The following is a 14,395-nucleotide window of genomic DNA, read 5'->3' as shown; positions in this document are numbered from 1 at the left end:
TGATTTTAATTATGCCAAATAAATCATCCAATATACCGCTTATTCCATCGTTTGAATATGAGAAAGATCTGCTTTGCGAAGGCTATGATTGGGTTATCGGTCTTGATGAAGTAGGAAGAGGCTCTCTTGCAGGTCCTGTGATGGTAGGAGCTGCAGTTATTGGAATTAAACAAGTAAAAGAAAACTATATGCCCGAGGGCTTAGCTGATTCTAAATTGCTTAGTGAAAAGCGTCGAGAAGAGCTTTATGAACCGTTGCAAAAATGGTGTACAACTTGGGCAGTCGGGTCTTGCACTAACACAGAAATTGATGAGTGGGGTATTAGCTATGCGCTTGGTGTTGCTGCATTAAAAGCAATTTCTAAAGTTGAGGAAGATATTAAAAAGCTAAGTTTTAGCGTAAATGCGGATTCTGGTGCAAAGTTGGGTGCAAATTCGTTTGCAAATTCAAACTTTCGTATTGCAGCAATATTGGATGGACCTTGCGATTATATTGACAAAGTCGCGAATACTTTTGACGCTCCTTACATTCCTGAGCCTGTAAAAGTTCATACTTTAGTAAAAGCAGACAGGCAGTGCGCGAGCGTAGCTGCAGCTGCAGTTTTGGCAAAAGTTACTAGGGATAATCTTATGGTATCTCTTGCTAAAAATCCGAAATATGCAGCCTACGATTGGGAAAGTAATAAGGGTTACGGATCCTTGGCTCATCGAAATGCCATTAAAAAAGTAGGACCTAGCGATTTACATAGACTGTCTTGGCATTTATAAGCGAGGGGTATATATGGCAAAAAATGAAGCAAAACGCGTGTCAATGATCGATGTTGCGCACGCTGCTGGCGTAAGTCATCAAACTGTTTCTCGCGTTATTAATAATTCTCCTGATGTTTCTGCTAACACGCGAATTAAAGTCCTGCGAGTTATTGAGCAACTTGGGTATTATCCGAGTAATTCAGCGCGCGCATTAGCGACTAAGAAATCGCGTACTTTAGGGCTTATTGTTGGTGCAGAAAATAGAACATCTCGAAATATTATTGCTCCTATAGAAGCGCAAGCAAAATCTCGCGGTCTTTTTCTTTCTGTTAGCATGGTTAACGAAACATTATGTGAACAAAGTGATATTCAAGATTTATGTGAGAGCTTTGAAGAGCAAAATGTCGACGGATTAATAATTGACGCTCCAACAGACGCAATATTTACGTCACTGTGTCGTACGCGTATTCTTAAGCCGTGCGTATGCATTACTTCTACTCATGGTGCAATAAGCGCGCATGAAGGCATGAATATGTTGCGTTCTCACAGCAACGTTGAGTATTCAATGATTGGTATTAATCAATCACGCGCAATGAACGATATTGTGTCACTTATTGCACATTACGGACACCGAAATGCAATTTATATAGCAGGTCCTTCGCAATGGAGAGGTGCTGCAACGCGACTAATTGCATGGCGTTCACTTTCAACTGCTCAAGGTATTCATTCGCATATTGTGCAATGTACTTCATGGAAGTCTTCTGAAAGCTACGCGCGAATGAATCATATGATTGAGAAATTTGGCATAGATGGAATTGCTTTGCCGACTGTTATTGTTGCTTCAAGCGATGAGCAGGCAGTAGGAGTTGTGCGTTCCTTGTATGAGCATGGTTTGAAAATTCCAAGTGATATTAGTGTTGTTGGTTTCGGTGATATTCCGGCAATAAGTGATTTTTTCCCACCTCTTACAACTGTGAGTCTCGATATGCAACAATTAGGGTCGTTGGCAGTGCGTGAAGCTTTGAGATTGATGAATCATGGGCCTGAGCCAGCATTCCCAGATATGTCTCATGGAGTTGGTCAAATACCTGCTAGCTTAAAATTGCGCTCTTCTATTGGTGCAGTATTGAGATAATTTTGCGCTGCGGCAAAATGGCTTAAAATCAGCATAATTACGCGGATGCCGGCGTGTTGATGGTGTGTGTGAAGCGTAATCTTAACATCAGTTGGGAGTGTGTTGGTTTTGAATAAATATGGAATAAAGAAAAGGATCGGGAGATGATAAATCGCTGCTTTGCGTTCGTGCCAGGAATTAAGCATCTAGTTGTTTTAAGGTCGGCGTGTCTTGCGATTTCTTATCTTGTAAATATAGCTTTTGTCTACGTTTGCGTTGGGATGTTGTCTCCAGTGTTAAGACCTGTTCGTTCTACTGGAACTTCTTTAATGAGTTCTGTTGAATTTACGTCTTACATTATTGCTTTAGTTGCTATTATTTTGCTGAAATACGCAGTTTTTTACTGGTCGTGTACAGTTTGTGCAGAAATTGAGTCGCGAATAGCTATGCGTTTGCGTCCTAAAATGTTGCACGCAATGTTATCTCTACGCTCTGTGGATGTTGAAGATTCTAATTACGTTACTTCTTTGCACGTAAATGAAGATATTTTTGCAATACAAAGTTTTGTTGCTTCTTTAGTTCCACAAATTATTGCAGCTATTCCTGTTCCTGTAGTTGTTTCTGCAGTATTATTTACAGTTAACCCTGCTATAGCTGGAATTTGCGCATTAGCTGCATTGTTTAATGTTGCTTCTCTTATATTCTCGTTGGCACTAAGCCCAGTATCGTGGCGTTGCGTAAGTGCATTATTTGCATATGTTGTTGCTGGACTCGCAATTGTTGCAACTGTTTGGTTATCTTCTGTTAAAGGTGTAGGTCTTGCTGCAGCCCTGTTAACAATGCCTTTGTTAATGTTAAGCGTCCAACCATTGAGAATTGTTGGTAAGAATATGCATGTAGTTAAACATGCTGTTACTGGTTTGGATCATGTTGAAGCATTGCTGAAAATGGTTACTGATTCTCCTGCTCCAATAGCATTTAGTGACGATGGTTCAACACTATCTTTGCCTGATGGTTCCACCAATGTCGCTTTGCGTATGCGATGCAATATTTCGGAAAATAATGCGAATACTAATGAAGCTCAGCGTTTATCGATAATTGCAAAATCTGGTGAATTGCAAGTTATTCCAAGTAAATATCATCATGTTATGCGTGAGAAAATACTTTCTGGAACAGGTTTTAACAAATCTGCTGACATATTGCTTTCTTATAGCGACCGTTATGATATTCATGAAGATGACGTTTCTCCATTTGTAGTTTCTGAAGTATTTGACGCAAACGATAGTGCATCTTACTTGTTGTTGAATGATGCAAGTTCTGCAGCTTTAGCAGATATTGTTACTATAGTTAGCGAGCGAAGTCATCTATTTTCCACAACATTGCGAGAAAACTTACTTTTGGCTGCTCCAACAGCTACGACTACTGCAATGTGGGATGCATTGCGAGCTGTGCGAATAGATGGTGTTGTTTATGCAGATTACGACGGTCTAGATATGCCTATAGATAGGCTTCTTAATAATCCTGAAGCATCCTATAATCCTGAAGATTTAAAGCGTCGCATTATTCTTGCTAGAGCAATTTTAAGACATACTAGAGTATACGTTTTTGATTATTCTCAATGCGATATTAGCAATCATGAAGCTGAAGAAATTGTTAAAATATTGCGTCGCATAGCGCGTTATGCGAATGTAATAGTTTTAATGCCAAATGATGCTGGCATTAGCTCAAATGACGAAATAGCAACTGTAGAATCGTATCGTCATGTTGCTAATGATAGTTCTAAAAATATTACGCAACTAAATCAATTAAACGAATCGCAAAACTCACAAAACTCGCAAAACTCGCAAGACGTTGAGCAAGCTCAGCAAGATTCTAATAAAAACAAGCATATTTCTTCTATTGCAAGTATTGCTTACACTTATGAAGTGCGAACAGTCTCAAAGTTCAAACGTGCTATTTTTGCTTTTATATCAATGTTTAGTACTGCTCTCAATCTTGTTTCTGCAGTATGTATTCCTGTGGCTATTGTTTCGGCAATGTTTGCTGTTGCAGGACGTCCAATATTTGGTTTTGTAATGCAACAGTGTGTGATTGTTGCTGTTGCTTGTATGGCAGTTCGTGCATTAACTCTTGTTACAACATTTGCAGGTATAGATATGCATCACGAACGTTGGCATAAAGCGCATATCAGCATGAATGTTGGAATGATATTTGCTGTTGTGCCTCTTATGGTTGTTTTGTACTATTTCAATGCGAATTTGTCTTATGTAGCTATTGCTTCGTGCGTATTTATTATGTTTATTGTTCCTCGATACTTACTTATACGCTCCAAGCATATTGCAAATAAAGTGCGCATTGAACAACATGAAGTTGAGAATGAAGTAAGTGATATTGAGCTTGGTATCGATGAAGTACTTGCATTTAGGCAAGGTGAGCATTGCGTTAATCGAATGGTTTCTTCAATGCATAAAGTTTCTCAACAAAGAATGCGTTTGGCTCGTAAAAGTGGAGGCATGTCGGCACTTGTTCTTGCTATATCGTTAATTAGCATTTCTGTAGCAGCACTAGTGGTTTCTCACACTATCCATCCAGTTCCAGCTAATATTCCAGCATGGAGCACGGTTTATGCTGTTATGGCAATGGTTTTGCTTGTAATTATGATTCAGCAAGTTGTAGATGTTGTTTTACAAAGAATACCGTCTGTCATGAGAGTTAAAAGCAGTAACTAATATTAAATTTAAAAATATAGAATATGCATAAGTTAGGTTGGGGGACTGAACATGCGTAAGCGTTTTAACAAGAGGCAGCTTCTTGCGCTGTTTTGGATGCTGTTGTTTGCTGTTTTATGTGGGATTGTTATTGGTCTGTTGCTTCCTAAAATAAACAGTAGCGTTGGGAAGATTACAGGAGAATATGAAGCAAGCGGAGAAGCTGCGCAAGCATTGAAAAAATTGCGTATATCTAAGCCTTATCGTTACGGGTACGAGCGTCAAGTATTCGGATATCGTACTACTGACGATGACGGTAACGGATGTGACGTTAGGGAAGACGTTTTAACGCGTGATTTGCAAAATGTGAAATACAAGTACGCAGGATCCTGCCAAGTGCGTTCTGGTTTGCTGCATGATCCGTATACTGGCAAAGATATAAACTTCGTGCGTGGGCGAAAAACTAGTGCCTTAATTCAAATAGATCATGTTGTTGCATTACAAAATGCGTGGGAATCTGGAGCATGGAAATGGAATCGTGCAAAACGATTAAAATTTGGCAACGATATGATGAATCTACTTGCGGTTGAAGGAGCTGCTAATCAAGAAAAAGGTTCCGCGTCCGCAGCTTACTGGCTTCCTTCAAACAAAACCTTTAGGTGCGAATATGTTGCTAGGCAAATAGCTGTTAAATATAAATATGGTTTAACTGTAACTCGCGAAGAAAAGCAGAGTATGCAAAGCGTATTGCATAACTGTTCTGCACAAAAATTACCAAAGTAAAGATTTCACTCAACTTAGTATTCGTGAAGAGACTTAGTAAGCTTTAGTAAGCGTTTAGTAATGATTATGAGTGTGATCGTGCATTACGTCGTGATGCTCTGCTGAATGAGGAATATGCAATACGCGCATGCGATCGATAGCTCTACGCGCAAGATTGTGAGCAGAACCCGTGCCTTCGCCCTTGACTCCAAAAATAACGATAAGAGCCATAATTCCTGTAATAATAGCACTAATGCGCAAAGTCCATTGAACTCCGAAAATACTAGCAGCAACATCGGCAGCGTGACCTGTGCCAGAATGGTGAAGAGTTGTCAATACTGTCATTGTAACTACTAAAACAGGTGCTCCAATAGCGCCCCAAAGCTGACGCATAGTATTAGTTACAGCCGAACCGTCGCCAAGCTCTTCCTTACTCAAACAATTAAGCGACCACGTAGTTATTGGCATAAGCAAGAATCCCATGCCAATTTGACGAGTAAACTGCCAAATGGAAATCCACCAAATCCACGTATCCATATCAATAAGACTCATCATTACAGTGCCAAAAAACAGAATAATAGAGCCTGCCATAGCAACTGGGCGCACTCCAAAGCGATCTAGCATACGACCGCCAAAATATTGCGAAATCGCCATGCCGAACGCTCCAGGAAGCAGAATTAAGCCGCTCATAGTTGCCGAAAAACCACGATCCGACTGAATATAAAGCGGAATAAGCACCATAATTGAGCTGAAAGCAAAAAATGTAAGGCAAGCGCAAATAGTGCCCACCATAAAGTAGCGGTTTTTAAGCACATTAAGACCAAGAAGAGGAGTGTGACCGCGCTTTTGCGCTCGCAACTGCCTTATAACAAACCAAGCAATTCCAAAAGCGCCAATAATCATAGGAGCCCAAGATAATGGGTGGGAAATTCCGCATCCTTCAATATTAGTAAATCCAAACATGAGTCCGCCGAAGCCGATAACCGAAAGGCCAACCGAGAAGAAGTCAGCGTGCGCGTTTGGATCGTGTTCTCCAAAATTATGCAAGAAAAATACTGCCAAAACGACGGATATTGCTCCGATAATAGTAAGAGAGCAGAAAATAGAACGCCATCCGTTAATATCAGTTTGCAAACCGCCAATAGTAGGACCGATTGCTGGAGCAATACTCATAGCCATGCCAACGCTTCCCATTGCCATACCTCTGCGAGTAACAGGGTAGACGGAGAATACGGTAATTTGTAAAACAGGCCACATTACGCCAGTGCCAATAGCTTCAAGAGTTCTGCCAACAAGTGCCATCATAAAGTCGCTACTAAGCCATGCAAGTACGGAGCCAAAAGTAAAAAGCGACATGGAAGTGATAACAATTTGGCGAGTAGAAAAGCGTCTTGTTAAAAATGCTGTAAGTGGAACCATAATTGCCATAATCAGCTGGAAAATAGAAGTAAGCCACTGACCAGTTGTGACGCTTATGCCAAATTCTTGAACTATTGTTGGCAATGCTGCAGTAAGTTGTAATTGTGCGAAATTGCCAATAAATGTAATAAACGTAAGAATAGCAAGAGAAATTAAAGCAGGACGTGTAAGACGATTGTTATTGTATGCTTCTTCGCCTGTTAGCGCATGGCTGAGATTTTGGCTTTTATGAGACAGCCATGTTGAGTGCATCAAAATAAAACATCCTTTTTTGTTCTTAAACGTATTTTTAAACGTATCTTTAGCGTATTTTCTTTTTTAGCGTATTTTTTAAGCTTATTTTTAAGCGTAGGTGACAAAAGTCAATCGACTTAAGTCTATTCTCTTATCTATATCAACGAATCTATTATTTATTACAACGAAAAATTGTAAAACTTAATTTACGCAAAACAAACGTTATTTAAAAATTTATTTTGCGCAAAACAATGATATTTAGACTGATTCTAATCAGTAGCTGTGGTAGGAAAGCCAATGATTGTAAGCGCCTTGAATGGAGCCATAACGACCATTGCAATAATTCCAGAACCAGCGGAGCTGAGTTTGATAGTTAGTTGCCCAATCGGCTCCGGCAGAAACCATCTTTGAGCCTGGCAAAGCTTGAGGCAAACCGTAAGCTCCAGAAGGATTCATTGCGTTTACGCGCCAACCAGATTCATGCGAAATAATAAATACTGTTGCAGTAAAATCAGCTTCACTATAACCGTTAGAAATAAGCCAATCGTGAGCCCATTGTTGCATCTCGCCAGCAGGAACAGTCGTGCCGATAGAAGCAGCTAAGCCAAGTCCTGCGGAAGAGCCGCCAGTTCCAACAAGAATAACCTTATCTTTTGGAGCTTTTTTAACATAAGAAGCAAAAATATTAGAAGAAACTATTTTTCCTTTAGCTCGAGTAACTATTTTTGCCGTTTCCATTACGCCGTTAGCGCCTTCACTCTGTACCTTCTCAGTACCTTTTGGAAGTGCAGCAGTTTCCTTTTTAACGACGTTAAACGCGATTGGGTCGTCGGAATTTTCTAATTTTGCGCCTGCACGATTAATCGTAATAACAGTTGACTCGCTAACTTTAGTTGTAAGAGATGGAGTAACAACATCGTGTGGCTCAAGAGTGATATCTCCGGCATCGAGAACGGATTTTACGTCAGTGAAATTATTGCCCAAAATAGTACGATGGTGACCATTTATAACAACGTTAACGTATGAAGTTGCGCCGTCATGCAACATGCGACGGCTAGCACTACGAGAAACTTGCGAAGAATCGGTTGCCGAATAAGAAGTAACCTGAACAGCGTGACCTTTAGACGAAGCGTAAAAATCTCGCGAGGCAAAACCAAGTATCACCAAAGCAATGAAGCCTAAAATAACAGCGCTAACTCTAGCCCACTGTCGTAAACTGAGTGAACCAAGCGTAACAGTATGCTTACGGTGACTGGCCATAACCCTCCTTATTTCTGCAATTACTCCTCTTGTGTTTGCAAACGCTTTGTGCTTGCGAACGCTTTGTACTTGCGCACGCTAGCAACGTAAACTAATAAAACATTAGAAACGCGCGTTAAAACGTATGCGCAAAACGTATATGCAAAACCTCACATATTATATCTCATGGCATAGTCCATAAATCAGGATTCAGAATCATCAGATTCGTAAGATTTAGCTTGTTCAACTAAATCTTCCAAATCAGAAGCTAGTAATGCTCCAGCTTGTCTATAAATAACTTCGCCGCGTTTAATAACCATTACTGTTGGAACAGCTTGGATCTGAGCAGCTTCAGCAATCTCGTTGCTTTTGTCAATATCAACTTTTACGAAAGGAATTTCGGGATATTTTTCGCTGACCTTCTCAAAAATAGGACCGAAAGACCTGCATGGGCCGCACCAAGTTGCCCAAAAATCAACAACAACTATTTCATTTGTCGAAGCAATTTTCTCAAAATTTTCTGTAGTAGCATGTATTGCTGCCATATTACCCCCTCAATATTTTGCGTATTTGCTCTATTATATGTGTCGCCTTGCATAAAGTTGCCAATAGTGCGCTTATCTGTCGTCTTGCGGCACTAGGCTAGGAGTCATGCTTGATATCCAATTTATTCGTGAACATGCCGACGTAGTTAAGGAATCGCAGCGCAAGCGTGGTGAATCCGTTGAGCTCGTCGATGAAGTATTGCGCAACGATGACTTGCGCCGTAATGCTCTTAAGGCTTTTGAAGAGGCTCGCGCTGAGCAAAAAGCTATTGGTAAGAAGGTTGCAACAGCTAGCGCGGAGGAAAAGGCTGCGCTTATTGCCGAAACTAAAGAATTAGCTTCGAAGGTTGCGGAATACAAAGCTGAATCCGAAAAAGCAACTGCTGACTACACTACAGCAATGTGGAAGCTTTCTAACATCGTTGAAGATGAAGCTCCAGAAGGCGGAGAAGACGACTACGTTGTAGTTAAGAAGGTTGGTACGCCTCGCGATTTTGCAGCAGAAGGTTTCGAACCAAAGGATCATTTGACTCTTGGAACTGGCGTTGCTGGAATTGATATGCGTCGCGGCGTGAAGGTTGCAGGCTCTCGCTTCTACTTCTTGCGTGGTGCTGTGGCTCGCTTGCAAATCGCAATGCTTACTATGGCTGTCGATCAAGCTGAAGAGCACGGTTTTACGCTTGCGATTACGCCAACGCTTGTGCGCCCAGAAGTAATGCGCGGAACTGGCTTCTTGAATTCTCATGCGGACGAGATTTACCGTTTGCGCGAACCAGATGATCAGTATTTGGTTGGTACTTCCGAGGTTGCTTTGGCTGGCATGCACGAGGATGAGATTCTTGACTTAAGCAATGGTGCTTTGCGTTATTGCGGTTGGTCGAGCTGCTACCGTCGTGAGGCTGGCGCTGCTGGAAAGGATACTTCCGGTATTATTCGCGTGCATCAGTTCGATAAGGTTGAGATGTTCGTTTATTGCAAGCAGGAAGATTCTCGCGCTGAGCATCAAAAGTTGCTCGGTATGGAGCAGGAAATGCTTTCTAAGGTGGAAGTGCCTTACCGCATTATTGATACTGCTGCTGGTGACCTTGGTTCTTCTGCAGCTCGTAAGTTTGATTGCGAAGCTTGGGTTCCAACTCAGGGTCGTTACCGTGAGCTTACTTCTACTTCTAACTGCACTGAGTATCAGGCTCGTCGCTTGAATGTGCGCGAACGTATGGAAGATGGTGGAACTCGCCCAGTTAGTACGCTTAACGGCACTTTGGCTACTACTCGCTGGCTTGTAGCTATTTTGGAAAATCATCAGCATGAAGATGGTTCGATTGATATTCCAAAGGCTATGCAGGCTTATATGGGTGGCAAGGAAGTCATTGAGCCTACTAAGTGGGAAGCGTGAGTTTGCTCGTTCATAAACACGGCGTTTGTTTCAAAAAAACCGTTTAATTAACTACAAAGCCCGGGAAATTGCCTGGGCTTTGTTTTTAGTTGATAAGCTTTTTGAATCTGGGTGTTGAGTGTTGCGTTTGTGTGTTGCGTTCTATACGTGATGATATGCTTACCACTTGTGCGTTGAAAGCGGCAATTTGATTGCTTTCGTGCACAAATGGATGGGTGTCCGAGCGGTCTAAGGAGACGGTCTTGAAAACCGTTGTAGGGAAACCTACCGCGAGTTCGAATCTCGCCTCATCCGCAGAATAATAAGCTTCAAGCTGCATTTCGCGCTTGAAGCTTTTTTATTCTGCCGAGCTTTCTTGGTGTGGCGCGAGTTTTGGGGACTGGTTTTTGGCTGGCGGATTTCTGGAGTGGCTGTGTGAGATAGGAATTACTTTTATCTGTGGCGCGAGTTTTGGGGGATTTCTTTCCTCGCACGTCCCGTCCTTCGTCGCTTTGGCTGTTAGAGGTTTTGTTGTCTGCTTTGTTCTTAAGGAATGTTGCTTCCTCAGTCCTCTTTTAGTGCTCGTAAAGAAATTCCCCAAACTCTGCGTGTTTAATCTTTAATAACCTCGTTTTATCGCAGAGATTTTTCGATTTTTCTTCTTCGCTTGGCGAATCAGCAGCCTGCGGCTCTGACGTTCGCCGCGCTCTGTGCGAAAAATCTCAAATCTCTACCACACGAATATTTGTTCCGACCAAACAATTCCTATCTCCCACTCGTAAATTCACCACCGTTGTTTTGTGGTGTGGTAGGTGTGCTTGGTGTGGTGTGTGCAGCAGCAATGACGTTAGCGTTCTCTAGGCAATAAATACTCAACGTCTGCAGAGCAATACTGTTAAAGTTCACTAAGCAATAAATAATCGACGTTAGCAAAGCAATGGTGCAAAGCTTCTGACGCAGCGTTTGCAAAGCAATGGTGCAAAGCTACAGAAACATTTGCAGGGGATTGTTCCGACGGTTTTTAGAGTGCGGAATCGGAAGAAGCGGCAGAAAGTTTACAGCGGTGTAAAGTTTTGGTCGGATTAAGGCGATAAGGCGGCAGAAAGTTTACAGCGGTGTAAAGGAAGGGTCGGCTACGCGCGAAATAGCGGCAGAAACTTTACTGCGGTGTAAAGGAACGGTCGGTTGTGTACGGAATAGCGGCAGAAAGTTTACAGCGGTGTAAAGGAAAAGTCGTTTGCGCGCGATAAAACGGCAGAAAGTTTACAGCGGTGTAAAGAAACGGTCGGATGCGCGTGGGATTGCGGCAGAAAGTTTACAGCGGTGTAAAGTTTTGGTCGGATTAAGGCGATAAAGCGGCAGAAACTTTACGTGCGTGTAAAGGAAAAGTCGGTTGCGAGCGAGAATCCGATCAAAACGTGCGCTCGCTCGACTTTAGCGCGCGGAATAATGACGCTCTTGAGAAGTGATTGCGTCAAGGAAGAAGTTCGCACCTTCGCGGCAAGACGTGCTGCTTTCGAAATCTTCCGGAGCGTAAGGCGCAACGCTTTCAAACATCTCCTCGTAATCAGCAACGCTTAAACGCACACGCGAATCGAGCATATCCGCATGCTCGCGCGCAAACAGCGCATCTCTAAATCCTGGCGCAATCGTGCCGCTGAAAAATTCACCAACAGCGCCGGAACCGTAAGAAAATAGCCCAATCTTATCGCCGCTTTTAAGTGCAGTAAGATCACTATTTTCGCAAGTAAATTCGTCTAACTCAAGTAAAGACAGCAATCCCAAATACAGGGAACCCGTATAGATGTTTCCTACGCGACGGCTGTACTTCGTGCTGGTTTCGTAGCGCGAAAGTAAGCGATTGCGCGACGACTCGCTTAGGTTGCTATTATCGCAAGAATTATCGTAAGAATCAGCGCAAGAATTAGCGCAAGAATCCATCGCAGCCTTAAGCGCCTTCAAACCCATTTTCGTATACGGCAAATGGAAGCATAATCCGGCAAAATCGTTGAAATTACAACCGTTTTGCGCACAATACTTTTGCCACACGTCGCAGAAAAATTGTATGTACTGCTCAGTCGAAAACTTGCCGCGAGCGAGCGCAGTGTCCTGGTAAACAGGTCGCCAAAAGTCCTGAATATCAGCGGATTTAACAACGCTATCGTCGTTAATTTCGAGAACGTGCGGATTCGCGCTCACAAGCATTGCCACAGCACCTGCTCCCTGCGTTACTTCGCCAGGAGTTGCAAGACCGTAGCGCGCAATATCGGCTGCAATCACAAGCACTTGCGGATTTTTTTCGGCGTGCGCGCGCACGTAGTCACATGCCATCATCAAAGCCGCGGTGCCTCCGTAACAAGCTTCTTTTACTTCAATAGAGCGCACCCACGGCGTGAGTTTTAGCAGATTTTGAACGTATAGAGCGCTCGATTTACTTGCGTCGACGCCGCTTTCTGTGCCGACGATTAGCATTTTGAGGCGATTGCTATCGATGTGTGGTAGCAGTGGGAGCGCAGCTTGTGCGGCGAGAGTGACGATGTCTTGGTGATTTGGTGGCACAGATTGTTCGCTTTGACCGATTCCGATTGTGAATTTGTTAGGGTCGATTCCGCGGTGTTCAGCCAGTTCTTCGAGGTTTAGGTAATAGTGCGGTGTTGCGAAGGAGATGCGGTCGATGCCGACGGCAAGGGGAGTGGTTGCGGAGGTTGTGGTTGCGTTGGTTGCGGTTATTGATGTTGCGTTGGTTGTGGCTGTTGCAGCTGCTGATGTTTCGGTATTTTGTGTGTTCATTTGTCCTAAAACCCCTAAATTTTCTTAATTTTTCTTAATTTTTACTTGATTCTCGTAACTTTTGAAGTAATTGCGTAACTTTTTCTGTAGTTCTTTCTGCAGGGCTAAGTTGCAAAATATTATGCGCGATTTCCGCGATTTCTGCACCTTTGGCACCTGCTGCAATTGCCAGGTTTGAAGACTGCAATGCCATGTGACCTGCTTGAATTCCAGGGCCTGCTAGTGCGCGAAGAGCCGCAAGATTTTGCACCAAACCGAGAGCTGCAAGCGTATTTCTAAAGTCGTTTGCGTGTTTGTATTTGCCGATTTTGATTGCGAGTTTTGCCATTGGAAGCGATGAGATTGAGCCGCCAACAATGCCGATTTGTAGCGGAATTTCAATACTGCCGTGGAGTATGGTCTTTCCGTTTAAAGTTTCGGTGTTCCACTTTGACAGTGGTAGGTAGCGACCGGAGCGCGCCGCCCACGCGTGTGCTGCCGATTCTAGCGCTCGCGTATCATTTCCGGACGCGAGCGCGGCTCCTGCGATTCCGTTTAGGATTCCTTTGTTGTGCGTGGCGGCGCGCGCAGGGTCGCTGGCGGCAAGCGCGCTCAATGCCGCGATTCGGCGCGCAAGGCGCTTTCCCTCGCGCTCTCGCTCAGAGTCTTCCAGCCGCCTGGATGCCAGTGCTTCAACCGGTATATGCACTTCTGCTGTGGTGGCAACGCGGCTGGTGTTTGTGAGTATTGCAACCAGCGCCTGCACGCCGAGCCAGCTCTCCAGCTGGGCTTTGACGGCTTCGCCCATAGTGTTCACTGTGTTTGCGCCCATTGCGTCGCATGTGTCTACGTCAATCTCGAGCTTTGCGAAGCCGTGCAAAGCTGAATCGCGGCATTTTCGCGCGCCGCCACCCCTTTTACTCATTGATGGGTGTGACTCGTTTGCAATGCGCAACAGCTCTGCAACCTTTGCACAATTCTCAACAATCTCGTGCAAGCGCGCCGCCACGCTCCCGTCAGCGTCCTCAAAAGCTATTTGCGCTGTAGTCACGTATTGTGGCGAGTTTGCTACAATGCAGCCTTCAGTGCTTGTTGCAGCAATCCTTGCTCCATTGCACGCAGCAGCAATCACGGATGGCTCCTCAGTTGCAACCAGCACGTCACGCACTTCGCCGTTTACAATCAGCCCACGCACAACGCCAACCGGCAGCGTATACTTTCCAATTTGATGCTCAATCATATGATTTGCAACGTCTGCAGGAATTGTAGTATCAGAACTTTCCGCAAACTGTTTAAGCAAAAATGCCGCTTCAGCCTCGTTAATTGCGCCCTCATTTTGCAAGGTTTTTATGCGATTTTCCACGCTTAATTCACGAAAAGCAGTCATCGAAATCACCTCATGATTTGTAGACTACGAATGCTTCTGATCGCTTCGCATTCTAACTTGATCGCTTTGCATTCTGACTTGGTTGTTTGCATTCTGA

Annotated in this window: 10 protein-coding genes and 1 tRNA gene; 6 read left to right on the top strand and 5 right to left on the bottom strand. The window is 43.6% G+C overall.

From position 1 onward, the window contains the following. Positions 1-11: 11 nt before the first annotated feature. From HXT34_RS04505 to HXT34_RS04490, 4 genes are all read left to right on the top strand, one after another. Positions 12-767 carry a ribonuclease HII gene (locus tag HXT34_RS04505; protein WP_421784570.1) on the top strand — a complete coding sequence of 252 codons (756 nt, stop codon included), beginning with the start codon at positions 12-14 and terminating at the stop codon, positions 765-767. 13 nt (positions 768-780) lie between these two features. Beyond that, on the top strand, positions 781-1,884 hold the full coding sequence (locus HXT34_RS04500; RefSeq protein WP_415683339.1) for a LacI family DNA-binding transcriptional regulator: 1,104 nt from the start codon (positions 781-783) through the stop codon (positions 1,882-1,884). A gap of 143 nt (positions 1,885-2,027) precedes the next feature. Next, the gene (locus HXT34_RS04495) at positions 2,028-4,592 is read left to right on the top strand and encodes an ABC transporter (RefSeq protein ID WP_421784568.1); all 2,565 of its coding nucleotides are present in this window, start codon (positions 2,028-2,030) and stop codon (positions 4,590-4,592) included. Positions 4,593-4,643: 51 nt separating this feature from the next. Then, complete coding sequence (locus HXT34_RS04490; protein WP_415689191.1) at positions 4,644-5,354, top strand: HNH endonuclease family protein; 711 nt, start codon at positions 4,644-4,646, stop codon at positions 5,352-5,354. Between the two features lie 54 nt (positions 5,355-5,408). Here HXT34_RS04490 and HXT34_RS04485 read toward each other — a convergent pair whose 3' ends face one another. The 3 genes from HXT34_RS04485 to trxA all read right to left on the bottom strand — a co-directional run bounded on the left by HXT34_RS04485 (position 5,409) and on the right by trxA (position 8,770). Next, on the bottom strand, positions 5,409-7,004 hold the full coding sequence (locus HXT34_RS04485) for an MDR family MFS transporter (protein ID WP_421784565.1): 1,596 nt from the start codon (positions 7,002-7,004) through the stop codon (positions 5,409-5,411). 255 nt (positions 7,005-7,259) lie between these two features. Continuing rightward, positions 7,260-8,246, bottom strand: coding sequence for a G5 domain-containing protein (locus HXT34_RS04480; protein WP_415683343.1), 987 nt, complete (start codon positions 8,244-8,246; stop codon positions 7,260-7,262). 182 nt (positions 8,247-8,428) lie between these two features. Beyond that, positions 8,429-8,770 carry a thioredoxin gene (gene trxA / locus HXT34_RS04475; RefSeq protein WP_415683344.1) on the bottom strand — a complete coding sequence of 114 codons (342 nt, stop codon included), beginning with the start codon at positions 8,768-8,770 and terminating at the stop codon, positions 8,429-8,431. A gap of 106 nt (positions 8,771-8,876) precedes the next feature. Here trxA and serS point away from each other — a divergent pair, with 106 nt between their 5' ends. Both serS and HXT34_RS04465 read left to right on the top strand, forming a co-directional pair. Continuing rightward, positions 8,877-10,163, top strand: a complete 1,287-nt coding sequence (gene serS / locus HXT34_RS04470) for a serine--tRNA ligase (RefSeq protein WP_415683345.1) — start codon at positions 8,877-8,879, stop codon at positions 10,161-10,163. 209 nt (positions 10,164-10,372) lie between these two features. Next, positions 10,373-10,457 (top strand) — tRNA-Ser (locus tag HXT34_RS04465). A 1,119-nt stretch (positions 10,458-11,576) separates the two neighbouring features. Here the strand turns inward: HXT34_RS04465 and HXT34_RS04460 are convergent. Together HXT34_RS04460 and HXT34_RS04455 are read right to left on the bottom strand one after the other, a co-directional pair. Next, positions 11,577-12,932 carry a hydroxymethylglutaryl-CoA synthase gene (locus HXT34_RS04460; protein WP_421784562.1) on the bottom strand — a complete coding sequence of 452 codons (1,356 nt, stop codon included), beginning with the start codon at positions 12,930-12,932 and terminating at the stop codon, positions 11,577-11,579. 34 nt (positions 12,933-12,966) lie between these two features. Continuing rightward, the gene (locus HXT34_RS04455; protein WP_421784560.1) at positions 12,967-14,298 is read right to left on the bottom strand and encodes a hydroxymethylglutaryl-CoA reductase, degradative; all 1,332 of its coding nucleotides are present in this window, start codon (positions 14,296-14,298) and stop codon (positions 12,967-12,969) included. Positions 14,299-14,395 lie beyond the last annotated feature (97 nt).

The organism is Gardnerella sp. DNF00983, assembly GCF_049244265.1.
GTDB classification, from domain to species: Bacteria; Actinomycetota; Actinomycetes; order Actinomycetales; family Bifidobacteriaceae; genus Bifidobacterium; species Bifidobacterium vaginale_J.
Note: the sequence above shows the minus strand (reverse complement) of the source record. Positions and strands in the feature narration are given on the sequence as shown.

Bases quoted from the DNA above. Each gene is read 5' to 3' on its own strand.
- HXT34_RS04495 (WP_421784568.1), top strand. From the start codon at position 2,028: ATGATAAATCGCTGCTTTGCGTTCGTGCCAGGAATTAAGCATCTAGTT.
- HXT34_RS04455 (WP_421784560.1), bottom strand. From the start codon at position 14,298: ATGACTGCTTTTCGTGAATTAAGCGTGGAAAATCGCATAAAAACCTTG.
- HXT34_RS04485 (WP_421784565.1), bottom strand. From the start codon at position 7,004: ATGCACTCAACATGGCTGTCTCATAAAAGCCAAAATCTCAGCCATGCG.
- HXT34_RS04490 (WP_415689191.1), top strand. From the start codon at position 4,644: ATGCGTAAGCGTTTTAACAAGAGGCAGCTTCTTGCGCTGTTTTGGATG.
- HXT34_RS04480 (WP_415683343.1), bottom strand. From the start codon at position 8,246: ATGGCCAGTCACCGTAAGCATACTGTTACGCTTGGTTCACTCAGTTTA.
- trxA (WP_415683344.1), bottom strand. From the start codon at position 8,770: ATGGCAGCAATACATGCTACTACAGAAAATTTTGAGAAAATTGCTTCG.
- HXT34_RS04505 (WP_421784570.1), top strand. From the start codon at position 12: ATGCCAAATAAATCATCCAATATACCGCTTATTCCATCGTTTGAATAT.
- HXT34_RS04500 (WP_415683339.1), top strand. From the start codon at position 781: ATGGCAAAAAATGAAGCAAAACGCGTGTCAATGATCGATGTTGCGCAC.
- serS (WP_415683345.1), top strand. From the start codon at position 8,877: ATGCTTGATATCCAATTTATTCGTGAACATGCCGACGTAGTTAAGGAA.
- HXT34_RS04460 (WP_421784562.1), bottom strand. From the start codon at position 12,932: ATGAACACACAAAATACCGAAACATCAGCAGCTGCAACAGCCACAACC.